This is a genomic window from Onishia taeanensis (genome assembly GCF_900100755.1).
Classification (GTDB): domain Bacteria; phylum Pseudomonadota; class Gammaproteobacteria; order Pseudomonadales; family Halomonadaceae; genus Onishia; species Onishia taeanensis.
On the sequence record NZ_FNCI01000007.1, the window covers coordinates 1 to 19,020 of the forward strand.

The 19,020-nt window shown below is 60.8% G+C and carries 17 protein-coding genes and 1 tRNA gene; 11 read left to right on the top strand and 7 right to left on the bottom strand.

What is annotated here, in order from left to right; translation table 11 throughout:
• The 3 genes from BLR71_RS10275 to trpB all read right to left on the bottom strand — a co-directional run.
• Window positions 1-1,061 (bottom strand): cache domain-containing protein (locus BLR71_RS10275; RefSeq protein WP_175491657.1); only part of this gene is annotated, 1,061 nt, incomplete at its 3' end.
• 465 nt (window positions 1,062-1,526) lie between these two features.
• A complete protein-coding gene (trpA, locus tag BLR71_RS10280) occupies window positions 1,527-2,360 on the bottom strand; it encodes a tryptophan synthase subunit alpha (protein WP_092525790.1) in 834 nt (277 codons plus the stop codon).
• Between the two features lie 11 nt (window positions 2,361-2,371).
• Complete coding sequence (gene trpB / locus BLR71_RS10285) at window positions 2,372-3,622, bottom strand: tryptophan synthase subunit beta (RefSeq protein WP_092525792.1); 1,251 nt, start codon at window positions 3,620-3,622, stop codon at window positions 2,372-2,374.
• Window positions 3,623-3,737: 115 nt separating this feature from the next.
• Between trpB and BLR71_RS10290 the strand changes: the two genes are divergently transcribed.
• Window positions 3,738-4,634: a LysR family transcriptional regulator gene (locus tag BLR71_RS10290; protein ID WP_092525951.1), complete on the top strand. Its 897-nt coding sequence runs from the start codon at window positions 3,738-3,740 to the stop codon at window positions 4,632-4,634.
• Between the two features lie 307 nt (window positions 4,635-4,941).
• Here BLR71_RS10290 and BLR71_RS10295 read toward each other — a convergent pair whose 3' ends face one another.
• From BLR71_RS10295 to BLR71_RS10305, 3 genes are all read right to left on the bottom strand, one after another.
• Window positions 4,942-6,054 (bottom strand): hypothetical protein, encoded by a 1,113-nt coding sequence (locus tag BLR71_RS10295; RefSeq protein WP_092525794.1) that lies wholly within the window; start codon window positions 6,052-6,054, stop codon window positions 4,942-4,944.
• A gap of 73 nt (window positions 6,055-6,127) precedes the next feature.
• A complete protein-coding gene (locus BLR71_RS17465; protein ID WP_139172608.1) occupies window positions 6,128-6,952 on the bottom strand; it encodes a DUF7946 domain-containing protein in 825 nt (274 codons plus the stop codon).
• Between the two features lie 684 nt (window positions 6,953-7,636).
• Window positions 7,637-7,723, bottom strand: a tRNA-Leu gene (locus tag BLR71_RS10305).
• A 157-nt stretch (window positions 7,724-7,880) separates the two neighbouring features.
• On the opposite strand from BLR71_RS10305, the gene queA reads away from it, so the two are divergent.
• From queA to secF, 5 genes are all read left to right on the top strand, one after another.
• Window positions 7,881-8,924: a tRNA preQ1(34) S-adenosylmethionine ribosyltransferase-isomerase QueA gene (gene queA, locus BLR71_RS10310; protein ID WP_092525798.1), complete on the top strand. Its 1,044-nt coding sequence runs from the start codon at window positions 7,881-7,883 to the stop codon at window positions 8,922-8,924.
• A 166-nt stretch (window positions 8,925-9,090) separates the two neighbouring features.
• Window positions 9,091-10,218, top strand: a complete 1,128-nt coding sequence (gene tgt, locus BLR71_RS10315; RefSeq protein ID WP_092525800.1) for a tRNA guanosine(34) transglycosylase Tgt — start codon at window positions 9,091-9,093, stop codon at window positions 10,216-10,218.
• Between the two features lie 100 nt (window positions 10,219-10,318).
• Window positions 10,319-10,648, top strand: coding sequence for a preprotein translocase subunit YajC (gene yajC / locus BLR71_RS10320; protein WP_092525802.1), 330 nt, complete (start codon window positions 10,319-10,321; stop codon window positions 10,646-10,648).
• Between the two features lie 118 nt (window positions 10,649-10,766).
• Window positions 10,767-12,614 carry a protein translocase subunit SecD gene (gene secD / locus BLR71_RS10325; protein WP_092525804.1) on the top strand — a complete coding sequence of 616 codons (1,848 nt, stop codon included), beginning with the start codon at window positions 10,767-10,769 and terminating at the stop codon, window positions 12,612-12,614.
• Window positions 12,615-12,625: 11 nt separating this feature from the next.
• Window positions 12,626-13,534 carry a protein translocase subunit SecF gene (gene secF / locus BLR71_RS10330; RefSeq protein WP_422730774.1) on the top strand — a complete coding sequence of 303 codons (909 nt, stop codon included), beginning with the start codon at window positions 12,626-12,628 and terminating at the stop codon, window positions 13,532-13,534.
• Window positions 13,535-13,777: 243 nt separating this feature from the next.
• Here the strand turns inward: secF and BLR71_RS10335 are convergent, their stop codons facing one another.
• Window positions 13,778-14,575, bottom strand: coding sequence for an inositol monophosphatase family protein (locus BLR71_RS10335; RefSeq protein ID WP_092525808.1), 798 nt, complete (start codon window positions 14,573-14,575; stop codon window positions 13,778-13,780).
• Between the two features lie 173 nt (window positions 14,576-14,748).
• Between BLR71_RS10335 and BLR71_RS10340 the strand changes: the two genes are divergently transcribed.
• The 5 genes from BLR71_RS10340 to BLR71_RS10360 all read left to right on the top strand — a co-directional run bounded on the left by BLR71_RS10340 (window position 14,749) and on the right by BLR71_RS10360 (window position 18,874).
• Window positions 14,749-15,597, top strand: coding sequence for an RNA methyltransferase (locus tag BLR71_RS10340; RefSeq protein ID WP_092525810.1), 849 nt, complete (start codon window positions 14,749-14,751; stop codon window positions 15,595-15,597).
• A gap of 122 nt (window positions 15,598-15,719) precedes the next feature.
• On the top strand, window positions 15,720-16,595 hold the full coding sequence (gene cysE, locus BLR71_RS10345; protein ID WP_092525812.1) for a serine O-acetyltransferase: 876 nt from the start codon (window positions 15,720-15,722) through the stop codon (window positions 16,593-16,595).
• 176 nt (window positions 16,596-16,771) lie between these two features.
• Entirely contained in the window at window positions 16,772-17,251 is a 480-nt protein-coding gene (locus BLR71_RS10350; protein ID WP_092525814.1) for a Fe-S cluster assembly transcription factor, read from the top strand.
• Between the two features lie 30 nt (window positions 17,252-17,281).
• Window positions 17,282-18,430, top strand: coding sequence for an aminotransferase class V-fold PLP-dependent enzyme (locus tag BLR71_RS10355; RefSeq protein WP_092525816.1), 1,149 nt, complete (start codon window positions 17,282-17,284; stop codon window positions 18,428-18,430).
• 117 nt (window positions 18,431-18,547) lie between these two features.
• Window positions 18,548-18,874, top strand: coding sequence for a HesB/IscA family protein (locus BLR71_RS10360; protein ID WP_092525818.1), 327 nt, complete (start codon window positions 18,548-18,550; stop codon window positions 18,872-18,874).
• The last annotated feature ends 146 nt before the right edge of the window (window positions 18,875-19,020 follow it).

A 19,020-nucleotide genomic window follows, 5' to 3' on the forward strand; every position in this document is an offset into this window, starting at 1 on the left:
CGCTCGACATCCTGCATGGCCGTCTCGCCGCGGCGCGCCACTTCACCGGTGCTCAGCACCAACTGATTGGCCTGCTGGGCAGACTGGGCGCTGTGATCCACGGTAGAGGTAATCTCCTCCATCGAGGCAGAGGTCTGCTGCAGATTGGCGGCCGCCTGCTCGGTGCGAGTGGCCAGCTCCTGACTGCCCTGCTCCATTTGCGTTGCGGCATCACGCACGTGGCTGGTGTTTGCGCGCACCTGGCGGAGGGTGTCCTGCATCCGCGAGGCAAAGAGGTTAAAGCCCTCGGCCAACTGGCCGACCTCGTCGTGGGTCGAGACATTGATTCGCTGCGTCAGGTCGCCCTTGCCACTGGCGATGCTGCCCATCGTCTCGGCGGCCGAGCGAATCGGTAGCAATGTGCGCTTGACCAGAAAGCTCGCCAATACCGCAACACCGATAAACAGAGCCAATGCCGTCAGCAGAGAGCTGACGATCGAGTCGCGCAGGTTATCACTGGCGGTCGCACGGGCACCGGTCATGGCGTCTTCCACGTCTATCGCATAAACGCCGGCACCCAGCATCCAGCCCCATTTTTCCAGTGGCACCGCGTAGGAGTACTTGGCCTCGTCCTTGCGCGTTTCAGGATGCGGCCATGTGTACTGATAGAAACCACCACCTTCTTGCGCCGTCTCGATCAGGCCACGAACCAGGTATTTGCCGTTGGCATCCTGGAGGCCCATCAGATTTGTGCCTTCCTTGTCGCGAGCATGCGGCAGCACCACGTTGGTGCCGTCGTACTCATAGACGAAGATATAGTTTTCGCCATCAAAACGAATCGACCGCAGAATCTCGGCCGCACGCGCCTTGGCGTCTGCATCGTCGGGGCCCGCTTGGTCATAGATGGGGGCAATCGCGCTCTTGGCGGCCAGCACCACGTCTTTCACTGCCTGCTCGCGACTTGCCAACAGCTTTTCACGCTGAAGCGCCAAGCCTTCTTGGGATGCCTGAATGCTCTGATAGGTCTTCATCCCCACCAAGATGAGGGTGACCAACAGCATAGGAACCAGCACCAGCGTCATGGTCTTGGTTTGCAGGTTCCACCAGCTTAACTTTGGTTTTGGTTTTTTTATTCCCATAAGAGCACGTCCACCCCAGTCTGCAAGAAAATCTGAGTATCCGTTATCGGCGTTTACCTGTGTAAACTTGAGGGCATTTAGACTAAAGAAGGAGGAAATAGTACGCTATACACGCAATAAACGGGTGGGTAAATCAGCCTTGATAGTGCGCAACCCCAATGACGAACAAGGACTAAATCCGGCTAAAAAGGCAGTCCCTTAAGGCATATTTACAAGCCCTCTTATTTATTAGAAAGACCTAACAATAATAATGTAAGCATAGAAAAAGCCAGCTGACCTCTCGGCCAACTGGCTTTGCCATTTTCAACCTCTCGTGCCTTATCACTCGCCTCTCAGCAGGCAATATCAGACCACACGATCAAAAGGCTTGCCTCTCTTGTTCTTTTTAAGAGGTTGCTCTTTCCTGGCTCAGGCCTCGGCCGTCTCACGGGCGCGGCGTACGGCACCCGCCAGCGAGCGGGTCAGCTCAAGCACACCGCGGGAAGCCTCGGCGGGGCTCTCGGCCTGGGCGACGATGTCGGTTAGCGCCGAGCCAACCACCACGGCATCGGCGAAGCGGGCGATGCGCTCGGCCTGTTCGGGGGTGCGAATGCCGAAGCCGACGCCGATCGGCAATGTGGAGTGCGCGCGAATGGCGTCGACTTCCTGCTCGACTCGCTCGGCGGACGGCGCGGCGGCGCCGGTTACGCCAGTGCTGGAGACGTAGTAGAGAAAGCCGGAGGTGTTCTCAAGCACCAGCGGCAGACGCTTGGCATCGGTGGTCGGCGTGGCCAGGCGGATGAAATCGAGGCCATGAGCCTTGGCCGGCAGACACAGCTCCGCATCATGCTCCGGCGGCAGGTCGACCACGATCAGCCCGTCCACGCCCGCCTCGGCGGCCTCGGCGAGGAAGGTCTCGACGCCCATGCAGTAGATGGGATTGTAATAGCCCATCAGCACCACCGGGGTCGCGTCGTCGCGCTCGCGCAGGGCTCGTACCATCTCCAGCGTCTTGGCCATGGTCTGCCCGGCTTCCAGGGCGCGCAGGGTGGAGGCCTGGATCGAAGGGCCATCCGCCATGGGATCGGTGAACGGCATGCCCAGCTCGATCACGTCGGCGCCCGCCTCGGGCAGCGCCAGCAGCGTCTCGAGGCTGGTGTCGTAGTCAGGGTCGCCGGCACTGATGAAGGTGACGAGGCCGGCGCGGTCGGCGGCCTTGAGCTCATTGAAACGGCGCGCGATGCGTTCGTGGCGTTGGGTCATCGTCTCTCTCCTCATTGTGCCGGTGCGTCGGCGGCCGGAGCGCCGGCCGCCAGTTCGTCGGCCAGGTGTTCGGTGACGGTGGCCATGTCCTTGTCGCCGCGCCCGCTCAGGTTCAGCACCATCACGTGGTCTTCCGGCAGCGTCGGCGCCAACTTAATCGCATGAGCGATGGCGTGGGCCGACTCCAAGGCCGGAATAATGCCTTCCAATCGGCAAAGAGTCTTGAAGGCGTCCAGCGCCTCGTCGTCGGTGACGGCGACATACTCGGCGCGACCGGACTCGTGTAACCAGGCGTGCTCAGGGCCGATGCCCGGATAGTCGAGCCCCGCCGAGATGGAGTGCGCGTCGGTGATCTGCCCTTCGGCGGTTTGCAGCAGGAAGGTGCGGTTACCGTGCAGCACACCGGGGCTACCGCCCTGCAGGCTGGCGGCATGCTTGCCGGTATCCAGCCCTTCGCCGGCGGCCTCCACGCCGATCAGTCGCACGTCCTCATCGCCGAGGAAGGGATGGAACAGGCCCATGGCGTTGGAGCCGCCGCCGATGCAGGCCAGCAGCGAGTCGGGCAGCCGCCCTTCTTTCTCGACCACCTGCTCGCGGGCCTCGCGGCCGATCACCGACTGGAAGTCGCGCACCATGGCAGGATACGGATGCGGGCCGGCCACGGTGCCGATGATGTAGAAGGTATCGGCGACGTTGGTCACCCAGTCGCGCAAGGCATCGTTCATCGCATCCTTGAGGGTGCCGGTGCCGCTGGTCACCGGGATCACCTTGGCGCCCAGCAGCTTCATGCGCTGCACATTGGGCTGCTGGCGGTCGATGTCGGTGCTGCCCATGTAGATGATGCATTCCATGCCGAAGCGAGCGGCCACGGTGGCGGTCGCCACGCCGTGCATGCCGGCGCCGGTCTCGGCGATGATGCGCTGCTTGCCCATCCGCCGGGCCAGCAGCACCTGGCCGATGCAGTTATTGATCTTGTGCGCGCCGGTGTGCATCAGATCTTCGCGCTTGAGATAGATCCGCGCGCCGCCTAGCCGCTCGGTCAGTCGCTCGGCAAGATACAGCGGGCTTGCGCGGCCGATGTAGTCGCGGCGCAGCGCGTCCAGCTCGGCGTTGAAGTCGGGGTCCTGCTTGGCCGACTCATAGGCTTCCTGAAGCTCGAGGATCAGCGGCATCAGGGTTTCGGCGACGAAGCGACCGCCGAAGCGGCCGAAGAAACCACCGGCATCGGGAGCGAATTCGGGGTTGGGGTGCGGCAGACCCATGTTTGCGACTCCTGGCAGTGATGAATGACCCTCAAGGTACATCGCGCCGCGACCCTGTGATAATCGATCATTGCTCGCTAACATGTGAGAAAAGCTGACATATATGGAGCTCGCCTTGAGTGACCGACTACCCTCGCTGAATGCTCTGCGTGCCTTTGATGAGACGGCCCGCACGCTTAGCGTCACGCGTGCCGCCGAGGCGCTTCATGTTACCCACGGTGCCGTTAGCCGCCAGCTCAAGCAGCTCGAGGAGCAGCTCGGGGTAACGCTGTTCCGGCGCCAGGGCCGTGGCCTGGTGCTGACGCAGGAAGGTGAGCTATTGCGTTCCTCGACCTCACAGGCCTTCGAGCACCTCGGCCAGGCCTGCTCACAGCTACGCCGGCGTGCCTCGGAAGCGCCGCTGGTGCTCGGCTGCCCCGGCAGCTTCCTCGCTCGCTGGTTCATTCCCCGGCTGGACCGCCTGAAGGCCCAGTGCCCGGGGCTGAACCTGCACCTGACCGCCGACGAGGAAGTGGCCGGCCGGCTCGGCACCGACGTCGACGCCGTGCTGCGCTTCGCCGAACCGCCCTGGCCCGACGACGTACAAGTGGTCGAACTCGCGCCGGAGCGCATGGGGCCGGTGCTGGCTCCGCAGTTGCTCGATGCGACGACGCACGATACTCCAGCGCCCGACGAACTCACGAAACTGCCGATGCTGCATACCCAGTCGCGCCCGCAGGCCTGGTCGCAGTGGTTCGTGGCCCAGGAGCTGGATCCCGCAACCATACGCCACGGCCAGTCCTTCGAGCACCTTAACTACATGCTCGAGGCCGCGCTGGTGGGGTTGGGTGTGGCCATCGCGCCGTCCTATCTGGTGGAAGAGGACCTGCGCACCGGCCGCCTGATCGCGCCCTGGGGGTTCATCAAAACGCCGGCTCGGCTCGGGCTGTGGCTGCCCGCGAGCGCCCCGCGGCGGGATATCGAGCAGTTGGCCGAATGGCTGAAAGACGAAATCGGTCGGCCCTCCAGCTGATCACTTGGGTCGACCAGCAGCCATGGGCGCATCTTCATCTGCGGCTAGAGCGCTGGGCACGAAGGAGCCTTCACTGAAGCTTGAAAAGCATTGGATTGATCAATTCGGAGTGCTGAAGAATCAAGACTCGGAGAGGGAGGTGAGTAAGTACTTGATTTGTGTTGCCGGTGGCCGGAAGCGAACCGACACGCTATCGCTAGCGACGGATTTTGAAGGCTAAGGGATGCATGCCAATAACTGTACAGACTTAACGCATAACATTGGAAATCTTTTGGCAAGAATTCGTTTAAAATTAGGCAAAACTTTTTCACTTTCCGAACATCTTAGAAAGGTCTGAAAGGCCATCCGTTACAGTTGGAGGATTCCAATCTGATCCTCTAACCGGGCTGAAAACAAAGTCGTTAAACTTCTTAAATATATCTGAACTACTTTCTATATTTTCAGTCTTGGAATAAGCTGCATAGTAAGCTATTGCAGCCGACTCATTATCAGCCTGCCAAAGCATTTCCTCTAGACTCTTTGCTCTAGAAAGTTCAATCCGAAAAAAATAAATCAAAACAAATTCTATCGATGCTATAGGCGCACCAACAGAAAGTTTGTTTTGCCAAGTAAAGGTTTCCGGAGAAGAATATAGCGCGACTACCGCTAGAATAAAAACAGCCACTGGCAGAAGAACAATAGCCTTTTTAAAATTATTCAACTTACCATTAGATTCTTCTAGCGATGTGCTCAAATTATTCCTCAAGGAGTCGAAACCTGCATAAAGATAAGTAAAAGAAGCACTTTTTTCGGCTATCTCAAGTTTCTCCAATATCTCCCCAGCTTTAGTATTAGCACCCTCAATATCTTTATCTAAAGAATGCCGCATTGCTTCTAGAGAAGAATGAACCTTATCATTAACAATCGAAGTGATTTCGACAATGGACTCGAACTTTTTATCTTGAGTCAACCGATCAATCAATTTCTTTTGAAAGCTTTCTCTCAATCTATTATTTGAAGATGCATTAATGGAGTTAAGCAAGTTTATCTTCGCCTCACTTACCTCATACTTCTTCTCTCCCCAAGAATTAGCTTCCAGCCAATCCAATAATCCCCATATCTCACCAGCAAGGTCGCCAATTTTATCATCACCATTCCTGGCCGCCTCTGGCTTTACGAGACTTTTAATTCTACCCCGCAGCCTCTCAATGCCTCCATTATTTATATAAGAAAATTTCGCATCACTGAAATCATTTGTTTTTATATGGTGCTCACACAACTTTAATGTGAAATTAAAAACCTCATAAAGACTCCCACCATCAACGGGAATACCCTTTAAGTAAGAAGCCATTGCGTTATTTTTTTTCAAGCAAGCTACATATAGATCATAAATACCACCCGACAACTCTTCATTCTTTTTCTCTTTCTCAACCTCACTCATACAATCACTCCTACAAAATCATAATAACAAGCTATCCGCCTCAACCTATATCTCTACCAGACACCCATCACCACTACTTAACACTGTAAACATATACCTTAATTATCTTTCCTTCACCATCAACAAGCTTCCTAACATCAACGCAAATCTTATTTCCAGTTTCATTTTTTGTATCATCAAGTGACTTACTAAGCATTAGCCCTTCAGCGAAGGAAAGGGTTTCATCAGCCTCATATGCAACAGTCCTTCCTAGTTCATCAAGATACAATCTTCCATGAGGAGAAAGAGCATTCATCTTTGTCACATTGCATAAAAGGCCATACTCCATTTCAAGCAAAAGCTCATTTTGCAAAAACCCAAGACTCTGATAATCATAGTTTATCAGCATGGACCGCTCTTTCCCCACGCCGATAGTTACATTATTATTTTTTTTGATAGGTCTATGCATCTCTTTTACTGGTTTTCTCATAGAGTCACAAAGACTGCTGATGAACGGTTCTCTCTTAACCAGTTTTTTTACTCGTCTTGTTTTTGCCTCTACAACTTTACCAACTACTTTACTCCCAGAGTACTTTAAAAAATCATAGAAGCCATCGTAAACCATTTTAGCTGTCATGGTTTCGAGAGGGTGCTCTAAAACTACATTAATAACCTCTACAAAACTTCCAGGCTTAGAAGCCCGTCTATATATTCTTGCTCCTTTAAGTGCAGTAGCTTGCCTTATGACCTCCTCATTAATATAAGCATGAGTTACGATATGAATCATCTTCGAAAACCCATCCAATGAAGTAACACCATCGTATAGCTCACTCATATTTTCATCGAATACGCCACCTTCATACTTAAGCCTTACTGGCATTACAATGCTTCCTTGCGGAAAATTATCATTAGACTTCATCATTGCCTCCCTGCTAGATTTATATTAAGTATTATTTATATATAATACCTACCACCTTAAAACCACCTAACCACAGCCTTCTTGGCTAGTCGGTATCCGTCCCTGTCGGCTTAAGTGACCGGCGCGCCCTCTCAATCTCTTGGCTTACCTGCCCCGCCTCTTCCATCAACCGATCAGGTTTGCTTCAGCACGCCAGTCACGTCGCAGAAAGCTTGTCTGACCACCTCATGCAATTCATGTATGGCAGGAATTTTCTTCGCTACAGATGCTGAGGTGTTTTTCTTATAGCAAAGGTTCCATTTGAGGAGCCCCACGTCAATTGAACCTAACGACTAAGCAAAACCTAGCACAGGCAGCCAAGGGCAGGTGATGACAAGGCAAGCTCCCCCAGCGCCAGGGCTAGTCGGCGCCTTGCAGCGTGGCAACGGAGCTCACCGCGCGCGCACAATGGGGCGCCCATTCGCTAGTCACTTTGAATGGCGGGGACGTACTGACATTGAGAAGGCTTGGGTCGCCAGACCATCACGATGACCATGCGCTATGCACATCTATCAGCCGATCATCTAGCCGAGGCTATTGAATTCGCACAAAAACGACCTAGAAACGTGCCAGGCAACATCTGGACGCTTTAGAAAAATGCAGGAAGGGTCTTACGAGGAAATGACGCGAAGTCATCAATGGGAATGGTGCCGGTGGTCGGACTCGAACCGACACGCTATCGCTAGCGGCGGATTTTGAATCCGCTGCGTCTACCAATTCCGCCACACCGGCAGCGGGGACGCATTATACGGTAGATACCTCGCAGGTCAATCATAAACGCACCGCAAGCGACTGACTTCACTGGCAGGAACGGGTATCCTAGGCGCCTTGTCCGAATGGCCCTATGCCATTCCTGCACCGCTTTTGTTAGCCCGAGTCGATATCTCCCATGCAGCGCGCCGATTTCCATTACGAGCTCCCCGACGAGCTGATCGCCCGTTATCCCTCCGAGCGTCGCAGTGACTGCCGCCTGTTGTGCGTCGATGGCACCTCGGGGGCGCTTGACCACCGCCGCTTCCCGGACTTGCTCGAGATCCTCGAGCCGGGAGACCTTCTGGTATTCAACGACACCCGAGTGATCCCGGCTCGCCTGCACGGCCAGAAGGCCAGCGGTGGTCGCGTCGAGATGCTGCTCGAACGTCCGCTGGATGCCCATCGCGGCCTGGCGCACATCCGCGCCAGCAAGTCGCCGAAGCCTGGCACCGAGCTGATCTTCGAGGGCGATGTGCGGGCGGTAGTGGAAGGCCGTCAGGATGCGCTGTTCGAGCTGCGCTTCCTCGGTGAAACGCCGCTGATCGCGCTGCTGGAGGCTCACGGCCATATGCCGCTGCCGCCTTACATCGCCCGCGAGGATGAGCTGGCCGACCGCGAGCGCTACCAGACCGTCTATGCGCGTCGCGATGGCGCGGTAGCCGCCCCCACCGCCGGTCTGCATTTCGATGAGCCGATGATGGCGGCGCTCGAGGAGAAAGGCATCGAGAGCGCCTTCGTCACCCTGCACGTGGGCGCCGGCACCTTCCAGCCGGTGCGTGCCGACGACATCCGCGACCACCATATGCACAGCGAGTGGATCGAGGTTGACGAGACCGCCTGCGCCAAGGTCCGCGAGGCCAAGGCCCGCGGCAACCGGGTGGTGGCAGTGGGCACCACCGGCGTGCGCTGCCTGGAATCGGCCTGCCTGAAGAGTGAAGACGGCGAAATCGCGCCCTATAGCGGCGAGACCGATATCTTCATCTACCCGGGCTATGAGTGGCGCTGCGTCGATGCGCTGGTCACCAACTTCCACCTGCCGGAGTCGACGCTGCTGATGCTGGTGTCCTCCTTCGCGGGCTTCGAGCCGGTGATGAACGCCTACCGGGCCGCGGTCGAGGAAGGCTACGCTTTCTTCAGCTATGGCGATGCCATGTTCCTGACCCGCGCCAACGCCGGCTAGCGACACCTAATAGCCGACATCCGCTAGCCCTATATCGCATTTTCCAGGGCCCGCCGCGCCGGGCCACCTTCTTTATGGCGCTCTCATTAAGTGCGGGCAAATGCTGTCGCCCACGCCTTATCGAGAGCCTTGATACGAGACAGCCTTCATGCGTAACGAATGCTTCATGACTTTCGAGCGCCTGGCCACCGATGGCCGGGCCCGCCGCGGCCGCCTTAGCTTCCCCCGCGGCACCGTGGAAACCCCGGCCTTCATGCCGGTAGGCACCTACGGCACCGTCAAGGGCATGACGCCCCAGTCGGTCGAGGAGATCGGCGCCGAAATCATCCTCGGCAACACCTTCCACCTGTGGCTGCGCCCGGGCACTGAAGTGATCGAGGAACACGGCGACCTGCATGACTTCGCCCACTGGAACAAGCCGATCCTCACCGACTCCGGCGGCTTCCAGGTCTTCTCGCTGGGCAAGACCCGCAAGATCACCGAAGAAGGCGTGCACTTCCGCTCGCCCGTCGACGGCTCCAAGGTCTTCATGGGGCCAGAGGAATCCATGGCCGTGCAGCGCTCGCTGGGCTCGGACGTGGTGATGATCTTCGATGAGTGCACGCCCTACCCGGCCACTCATGATGAGGCCAAGCGTTCGATGGAAATGTCGCTGCGCTGGGCCAAGCGCTCCCGCGATGCCCATGGCGACTCGCCTTCGGCGCTGTTCGGCATCATCCAGGGCGGCATGTACGCGGACCTGCGCAAGACCTCGCTCGAGGGTCTGGATGAGATCGGCTTCGATGGCTACGCGATCGGTGGGCTTTCGGTGGGCGAGCCCAAGGAAGAGATGATCAAGGTGCTCGACTATCTACCCGAGTGGATGCCGGACGACAAGCCGCGCTATCTGATGGGCGTGGGCAAGCCGGAAGACCTGGTGGAAGGCGTGCGTCGCGGCGTCGACATGTTCGACTGCGTGATGCCGACCCGTAACGGTCGCAACGGCCACCTGTTCACCTTCGAAGGCACGATCAAGATCCGTAATGCCCGGCATCGTCACGACACCTCGCCGCTGGAAGCCGACTGCGACTGCTACACCTGTCAGAACTTCTCGCGGGGCTACCTGCATCATCTGGATCGCTGCGGCGAGATGCTCGGCGCGATGCTCAACACCATCCACAATCTTCGCCACTACCAGCGCCTGATGGCCGGTTTGCGCGGTGCCATCGAAGCGGGTACATTGGCAAACTTTGTAGAAGCATACTATGGTCGTCGCGGATTGCCGGTTCCGCCGCTGGAACCAACCCCGGAATGACGGGGTCGCAAGGACGCCTGCACCGAATCTGACGACCGGGTGATGGCCTCATCATCCGGTCATTATTGACCCTAGAAACCCTCTTAGGAGAACTACCCTCATGCTGGACTTCTTCATTTCCCCGGCACACGCTGAAGGCGGCGCGGCCGCAGGCGGCGGTATCGCTCAAATCGTCATGCTGGGCGGCTTCGTGCTGATTTTCTACTTCCTGCTGTGGCGCCCCCAGGCCAAGCGGGCCAAGCAGCACAAGCAGCTGATCAGCGGCCTGTCCACGGGTGACGAAGTGGTCATCGGCGGCGGCATGCTGGGTCGTATCACCAAGGTGACCGACGAGTTCATCTCCATGGAAATCGCCGAAGGCACCGAGATCAACGTGCAGAAGAACGCCGTTGCCTCTGTCCTGCCCAAGGGCACCATCAAGTCCATCTGATCTCGCACCCCGGCACCGCCGGCGGGCAGGCCCGCGCCCGCCCGTTGGCGGTGCGCTGGTGGCGACCCCCTCTATCGCTCCCGCGATGTCGCCATGTTAGCTACAAGGCAGGGCCTGCATGCTTAACCGTTACCCCTTGTGGAAGTATCTGCTGATACTTCTTGTCCTCGCCGTCGGCCTGGTCTATTCGCTGCCCAACCTCTTCCCCGCGGACCCCGCGGTGCAGATCAGCCCCGCCAGTGGCGGCGAAAACCTCAGCGAGTCTCAGCTAGAGCGGGTTCAGTCCGCCCTGGCCGATGCCGACATTCCTCTCAAGTCTACCGAGCGTGGCGCCAATAGCGTCCTGCTGCGCCTCGACAGTGCATCCGACCAGATGCGCGCCCGTGGCGTGGTCGATGGCCTGCTCGATGACGACCATGTGGTGGCCGTCAACCTCGCCGAGTCGACACCGTCCTGGCTCCGCGACCTGGCGGCCTCCCCGATGACCCTGGGTCTGGATTTGCGCGGCGGCGTGCACTTCCTGCTCGAGGTCGACATGGACGCCGCCGTGACCCAGCGCCTCGAGGTCAACGCCAGCGCCATGCGCGAGACCCTGCGTAGCGAGCGCATCCGCTACCGCAATACCGAGATCGACGGTCGCACGGTGAGCATGGACTTCATGAACGCCGAGGACCGTGATGAGGCCAAGAGCCTGATCAGCCGTGACTTCCCTGACTTCCAGTACGCGGACGCCGAAGCGGACCGTGGCGCCAGGCTGAGCATGACCCTCAGCGATCAGGCGGTGGATGAAATTCAGGACTACGCGATCAACCAGAACCTGACGACGCTGCGCAACCGCGTCAACGAGCTGGGTGTCGCGGAGCCATTGGTGCAGCGCCAAGGCCCCAACCGCATCGTGGTCGAGCTGCCCGGCGTACAGGACACCGCGGCTGCCAAGCGCGTGGTGGGTGCGACCGCCAACCTGGAATTCCGCCTCGAGGCCCGCCCGGATACGCCGGAACAGGAAACCGAGACCCTCCAGTTCCGCTCCAGTCCGCGTACCGCCGAGCTGATGCGCGACGTGATCATCACCGGCGACAGCGTTTCCAGCGCCACCCGCAGCTTCGATGAGAACGGCCGCCCGCAGGTCAACATCGACCTGGACGGCACCGGCGGCACCCTGATGAACCGGGCGACTCGCTCCAACATCGGCCGCAACATGGCGGTGGTGTTCATCGAGCACAAGACCAACGACCGCACCGTCATGAAGGACGGCAAGCCGGAGGTGGTGCGCGACCCTTATACCGAGCGGGGCATCATCAGCCTTGCCACCATACAGAGCGCGCTGGGCAACAGCTTCCGCATTACCGGGCTCGATTCACCCACCGAGGCGGCCGAGCTGTCCCTGCTGCTGCGTTCGGGCTCGCTGGCCGCGCCGATCTACTTCGTGCAGGAACGCACCATCGGTCCAAGCCTCGGCCAGGACAACATCGATCGCGGCATCCTCTCGGTGCAGATCGGCCTGCTGTTGGTCGTGGCCTTCATGCTGCTGCGCTACAAGGCCTTCGGCCTGATCGCCAACGTGGCGCTGGGCGTCAACCTGGTGCTGGTGATCGCCGCCATGTCGATGCTTGGCGCGACCCTGACGCTGCCCGGCATAGCCGGTATCGTGCTGACATTGGGTATGGCCGTGGACGCCAACGTGCTCATATTCGAGCGCATACGCGAGGAGTTGCGAACCGGGCTCTCGGTGCAACAGGCGATCCACGCCGGCTATGAACGCGCCTTCACATCGATCGTCGACGCCAACCTGACCACCCTGCTGGTGGCGCTGATCCTGTTCTCGATCGGCACCGGCCCGGTCAAAGGCTTCGCCGTAACCCTGTCGCTGGGCATCCTGACCTCGATGTTCACCGCCCTGATGGTGACCCGCGCCATGGTCAATCTGACCGTCGGCGGCAAGCCACTCAAGAAACTCTGGATATGAGGAGCCTAGCGATGCGACAGTTCGATTTCATGGGCAAGCGCCGCCTGGCCTTCACGACCTCGGCGGTGATGCTGCTGATCGCCCTGGTGTCACTGGCGGTGCAGCAGCTCAGCCTGGGGCTCGACTTTACCGGCGGCACGCTGGTCGAGGTCAGCTATCACACGGCGCCGTCGCTCGATACCGTGCGCCAGACGTTGGAGGCCGCAGGCTTCCAGGATATCTCGGTGCAGACCTTCGGCACCGCCGACGAGATCTTGATCCGCCTGCAGCAGGCCTTCGATCCCAATGTCGGCCAGCAGGTCACCGACCTGCTGCGTGCCGGCGGCGATCAAGTCACTCTGGTGCGGGCCGAGTTCGTCGGCGCCCAGGTCGGCGAGCAGCTGCGTGACCAGAGCGGCCTCGGCATGCTGGTCGCGCTGGGCGTGGTGATGCTCTACGTGGCCTTCCGCTTCCAGTACAAGTTCGCCGTGGGCGCGATCGTGGCGTTGATTCACGACGTCATCATCGTGCTTGGCGCCTTCTCACTGTTCCAGATCGAGTTCGATCTGACGGTGCTGGCGGCGGTGCTGGCGGTGATCGGCTACTCGCTGAACGACACCATCATCGTCTACGACCGAATCCGCGAGAACATTCGCCTTTCGCGTATCGATGACATGCCGGCCATCTTCAACGACGCCATCAATCAGACCCTGAGCCGTACCCTGGCAACATCGGGTACCACGATCCTGGTGCTGCTGGCCTTGCTGGTGCTGGGCGGCGACATGATCCACAACTTCGCCATAGCGCTGCTGATTGGCGTCGGCGTGGGTACCTTCTCGTCGATCTACGTGGCCTCGGCGCTACTGCTGCCGCTGAAGCTGCAGCGCACCGACCTGATTCCGGCACCCAAGGAAAACGAGGACGCCGAGGAACTGCCCTGATAGGCAACCGCCTCTGGCCCTCCGCCGTCGTTGACACTGACGGACCCTTACGCCCCCGCTCCTCGAGCGGGGGCGTTTTCGTTGGAGGCTAAGCACCCACCCCAGGCACCGCTCCAAAAGCCTCGCGCCGAGAGCCCCTCTCTAAAATCGGGCACAAAAAAACCCCGCACGCCAAGGCGTACGGGGTTTCGTCTTTCGCGATCAAGGCAGGGCGATCGCGGCTGTCTCGGCGACGAGAGAGCGTCAGACCATATGCGGCTTGAGCTGCTGCATCAGCGTCTTGTAGAGACGCGGGCCGGCGGCCATCAGCTGGCCTTCGATCTCGACGCTGGGGCCACCGTCGGGGGTGCCCAGCAGCGCGCCGGCTTCCTTGAGCAGCAGCGTACCGACCAGCTTGTCCTGCTCCTCGAGGCCGAGCACGAAGGCCGCATCGCAGCGACCGCTGGCCAGTTCGGCCAGGTCGAGCAGGCCACTACCGGTGGCGACCTGAGTTTCGATCTGCGGGCCGAGCTGCTGCACCAGGGTCAGGTAAGTCGGCAGGTGGCGCGGGCGCAGCCACATTTCAGGCAGCCCCATCGCCAGGCGCGAGCCGGCAATGGCGGTGGTCTTCGGCACGCGAATGCGCTTGCCGTTACGCTGGGCGCCGCGACCGCGGCTGGCCAGGAACTCGGTATCGGCGAACGGGCAGATCACCACGGCGTGTTCCGGGCGGCCCTTGACCAGGCACACCAGCGACAGCGCAAAGCCACTGCCAGCCACGCTCAGGTTGGAATAGCCGTGGAAGGGTTCGATCTTCCAGTGATGATCGGCGCCTTCACCCTGACCTTCACGGTAGGGAATGTAGCGACCGGACACACCGTGCTCGGGATAACCGCGGGAGAGCTGGTTGGCGACCAGCGTCTCGACGTTGCGGCCAGCGTCTTCGAGCAGGCGGTCGAGGTTGTGTTCTTCGTGAGAGTTTTCAATGCGCTCACGAATGCGCACGAATTGTTCGGCGGCACTGCGCATGGCGCGCAGACCGAATTGGACCATCGGATGCATGATCGAGCCTTCGAGAAGTCGGGTACTGTTAAAGAACGGTGACGCAAATCGGGGCGTATCCTAGCAGACTCGCCTTCCCTTCGCCATCGACAGCGCCGGCCAAGGGCCGCATGCGACCGGTGGTGCATGCTAGACTATGGCGCCCAACGACACTCAAGACAGGCCCTGGCCCCATGCTCGAGCGCATTCGCATCGTCCTCATCGGCACCAGCCATCCCGGTAATATCGGCGCCACCGCCCGCGCCATGCACAACATGGGCCTTGCCGATCTGGCCCTGGTCGCGCCGCGCAGCGAATCGCGCTCGGCGGAGGCTATCTCTCGGGCCTCGGGGGCCGACAAGATCCTCCATCACGCCCCGGTATACGATGACCTGGAGAGCGCCGTGGCCGACTGCCGGCTGGTGGTCGGCGCCAGCGCTCGCTCGCGCACCCTGCCCTGGCCGATGATCACGCCCCGCGCGCTGGGCGAGCGCCTGCCGGCGGAGCTTGCCGACGCCGAGGCCCGGGTAGCGCTGGTATTTGGCCGCGAGGACACCGGCCTGACCAACGCCGAGCTGCAGCGCTGTCATGCCCACGTGCATATCCCGACCAACCCGGACTACAGCTCGCTGAACCTGGCGGCTGCCGTCCAGGTGCTGACCTATGAATGCCGCCTGGCCTGGCTCGACCACCAAGCAACCGACAGCGCGCCGGCAACGCAGGGCGACGCCGAGTCCGCCGAGGAGGCCTCAGACCAGTCCCCGAAAGAACCCGGCCAGGCGGCGAGCTCCGAGCACGAGGCGGTGTTCGGCATCGCCTGGGATCACCCGCCGGCCAGCCACGCCGACCTGGAGCGTTACTTCGAGCACCTGGAGCGCACCCTGATCGCCCTCAAGTTCCATGATCCGGACAAGCCCCGCCAGTTGATGGCTCGGCTACGCCGCCTGTACCTGCGCGCCCGCCCGGATCAGATGGAGATCAACATCCTGCGCGGCATTCTCAGCGCCACCGAGAAGCAGGTCGCGCGCGGCGACCAAGAGTGATCACGAAGACGTCTGCCTAAGCTGATGAAAAGGGCGCCTTGCAGCGAACATCCGGCGCCCCAATAATCAGAGTCCGCGCGGCCCTGCTGCACGCCGACTCTCGTCCATTAAGGATCTGCCGCATGTTTCGTCGTCTGCGAGAAGATATCAACAGCGTGTTCGCCCGGGACCCGGCGGCACGCAACTTCCTGGAAGTGCTGACCAACTATCCGGGCCTGCATGCCCTGCTGGCACATCGCCTGAGCCACTGGCTGTGGCAGAAGAACTGCAAGTGGCTGGCGCGCAGCCTATCGCAGCTGTTCCGGGTGCTGACCGGCATCGAGATCCACCCCGGGGCCACCATCGGCCGGCGCTTCTTCATCGACCATGGCATGGGCGTGGTGATCGGCGAGACCACCGAGGTGGGAGACGATGTGACGCTCTATCAGGGCGTTACTCTGGGCGGCACCAGCTGGCACAAGGGCAAGCGCCACCCGACCCTGGAAGACGGCGTCATCGTCGGCGCCGGCGCCAAGATCCTCGGCCCCTTCACGGTGGGCGCGGGAGCCAAGATCGGCTCCAATGCGGTGATCACCAAGGCGGTACCGAGCGGTGCGACCGTGGTCGGCATTCCCGGCAAGATCGTCAAGCGCGAAGAGCCCGACAGCGAAGACGTCCTCGACATCGACCCGGAGCGCCGCGAGGCGATGCGCCAGAAGTTCGGCTTCGATGCCTACGGCGTCAGCCAGGACATGCCCGATCCGGTGGCGCGCTCGATGCAGGCGATGCTCGATCATATGCATGCCGTCGATGGCCGCATCGAGCTGATGTGCGAAACCCTGCGCCGGCTCGACCACAGTTACCGGGCAGGCCAGTTGCCGGAGCTGCGCGACGAGGATTTCGAAGGCGTGCTCGCCGACGTCGATAGCTGCTGCCCGCCGCTTGACGACGATCAGGGCAAGGGCACCGCGGACACTGCCCAGGAGGCGCCCCGCAAGCAAAGCGGTGGCAGCGCCTAAGCCTTTCGCGACACATTAAGTCCTTTCGCGCCGAATGACGCCTGCGGGGCCCCGCGCCTAATTGTTGACCGCGATACTCGGGATTCTCATAATGGTCGTCTAGCGATCATCCTTCGGCCCGCCGCGTGCGGGTCGGTCTTCGACCCTATGTTCGACCTTATGCGTGCGACTCTGCTATGCGCTTGACCACCAAAGGACGTTACGCCGTCACCGCGATGCTCGACCTCGCCATGAATGGCGCCGCCGCGCCGACGAGCCTGGCCGACATTTCCAAGCGCCAAGAGATCTCGCTGTCCTATCTCGAGCAGCTGTTCTCGCTGCTGCGCCGCGCCGGCCTGGTCAAGAGCGTGCGCGGCCCCGGCGGCGGCTACCTTCTGGCCGGCAACCCGGTGGAAATCTCGGTTGCCCGGGTCATCGATGCGGTCAACGAGTCGGTCGATGCCACCCGCTGCCAGGGGCTGTCCGACTGCCAACAGGGCGATACCTGCCTGACGCATCACCTGTGGTGCGATCTCTCCAAGGAGATCCACGGCTTTCTCGACGGCATCAGCCTCGGCGAGCTGGTCAAACGTCATGAGGTCAAGGACATCGCCCAGCGCCAGCGGCTGCGCGCCGACGAAGACACCATCGCCGTGTCGTCGTCGACCGCGCCCTGACGCCGTTACCTCACTTTCATTCGGATCACCATGAGCGCTCCCGTCTATCTCGATTATGCCGCCACCACGCCCGTCGATCCTCGCATCGCCGAGGTGATGGCGCGTCATCTGACCATGGATGGCACCTACGCCAACCCGGCGTCGCGTAGCCATATCGCCGGCTGGCTGGCCGAACAGGCCGTCGAGGGCGCACGCCGCCAGGTCGCCGACCTGATCGGTGCCGACCCTCGGGAGATCGTCTGGACCAGTGGGGCCACCGAGGCCGACAACCTGGCGCTGATCGGCTTCATGCGGGCCAATCGCGCTCGGGGGCGTCACCTGGTGACGTCGATCATCGAGCACAAGGCCATCATCGATACCGCCATGGCCCTCGAGGCGGAAGGCTGCGAGGTCACCTGGCTGACGCCCGGCGCCGATGGCCGCATCACGCCCGACCAACTCGCCGACGCCATGCGCGACGATACCGCGCTGGTGTCGCTGATGGCGGTCAACAACGAGCTCGGCACCATCAACGACCTAAGCGCCCTGTCGGAGGTCGTGCATGCTCGCGGCGCGACCTTCCATGTCGATGCCGCCCAGGCGCCGGGCAAGCTGCCGCTCGATGTCGCTGCCATGGGGATCGACCTGCTGTCGCTGTCGGCCCACAAGGCCTATGGCCCCAAGGGCATCGGCGCGCTCTATGTGAAACGCGACCCGGACCTGCGCATCGAGGCGCTGATCCACGGCGGCGGCCACGAGCGCGGCATGCGCTCCGGCACCCTGCCAACGCATCAGATCGTTGGCATGGGCGAGGCCTTTGCCCAGGCGGCCAGCGAAGGCGAGGCCGACCGCGCCCATGCAGCGGCCCTTCAGCAGCGCTTCCTGGATGGCCTCGAAGGGCTCGAAGGCGTGCACCGCAACACCGATACCCGAGTGTCCGTGCCGCACATCATCAACCTGGCCTTCAGTGGCCTTGACGGGGAATCGCTGCTGATGGCGCTGCGCGGCCTGGCGATTTCCACCGGGTCGGCCTGCAACTCGGCAAGCGTCGAGCCGTCCTATGTCCTGAAGGGCATCGGCGTGCCCCGGGCGCAGGCCCTGGCCTCGCTGCGCTTCAGCATCGGCCGCTTCACCACCGAGGCCGATATCGACACCGCCATCGCCGAACTCCGGCATGCGGTGCCGGCGCTGCGTCGCTGATTGCATCATCTACACTCTGGGACAGCTCGCTACCATAGGTTTTGCGCATTCTGCCTAGGCACTCTTTAACACCCTCATGCGCTCCCACGTACCCGACACATCAAGGAGGCTCGCACCATGGCCCATCTTTCGATCACTCCCGCCGCCGCCAGCCAGATCCGTCAGGTGCTCGACGAGCGCGGCCACGGCCTTGGCCTGCGCGTGTCGGTCAAGCCAAGCGGCTGCTCCGGCTACAGCTATGTGCTGGACTTCGCCGATGAAACCGGCGGCGACGACGTCACCTTCGAGGAGCACGGCGTGGCCGTCTATGTTGCCCCCGAAGCGCTAGACATGCTCGACGGCAGCGAAGTCGACTATGTCTCGGAAGGCCTCAACCGCTTCTTCCGCTTCAACAACCCCAACGTCAAGGATCAGTGCGGCTGCGGTGAAAGCTTCACCGTCTGAACCACGACGCCCTTCGGGTCTTGCGACCATCGCGCCCTCGAGTGCGGTGGTCGGCCTGGGTATGTTGGTCAAAGATTGTCCCTCGCGGACTTCCGGCGTTATAATCCGCGCCTTATCTGCCGCCGTGCGCGGCGGATCAACGATTT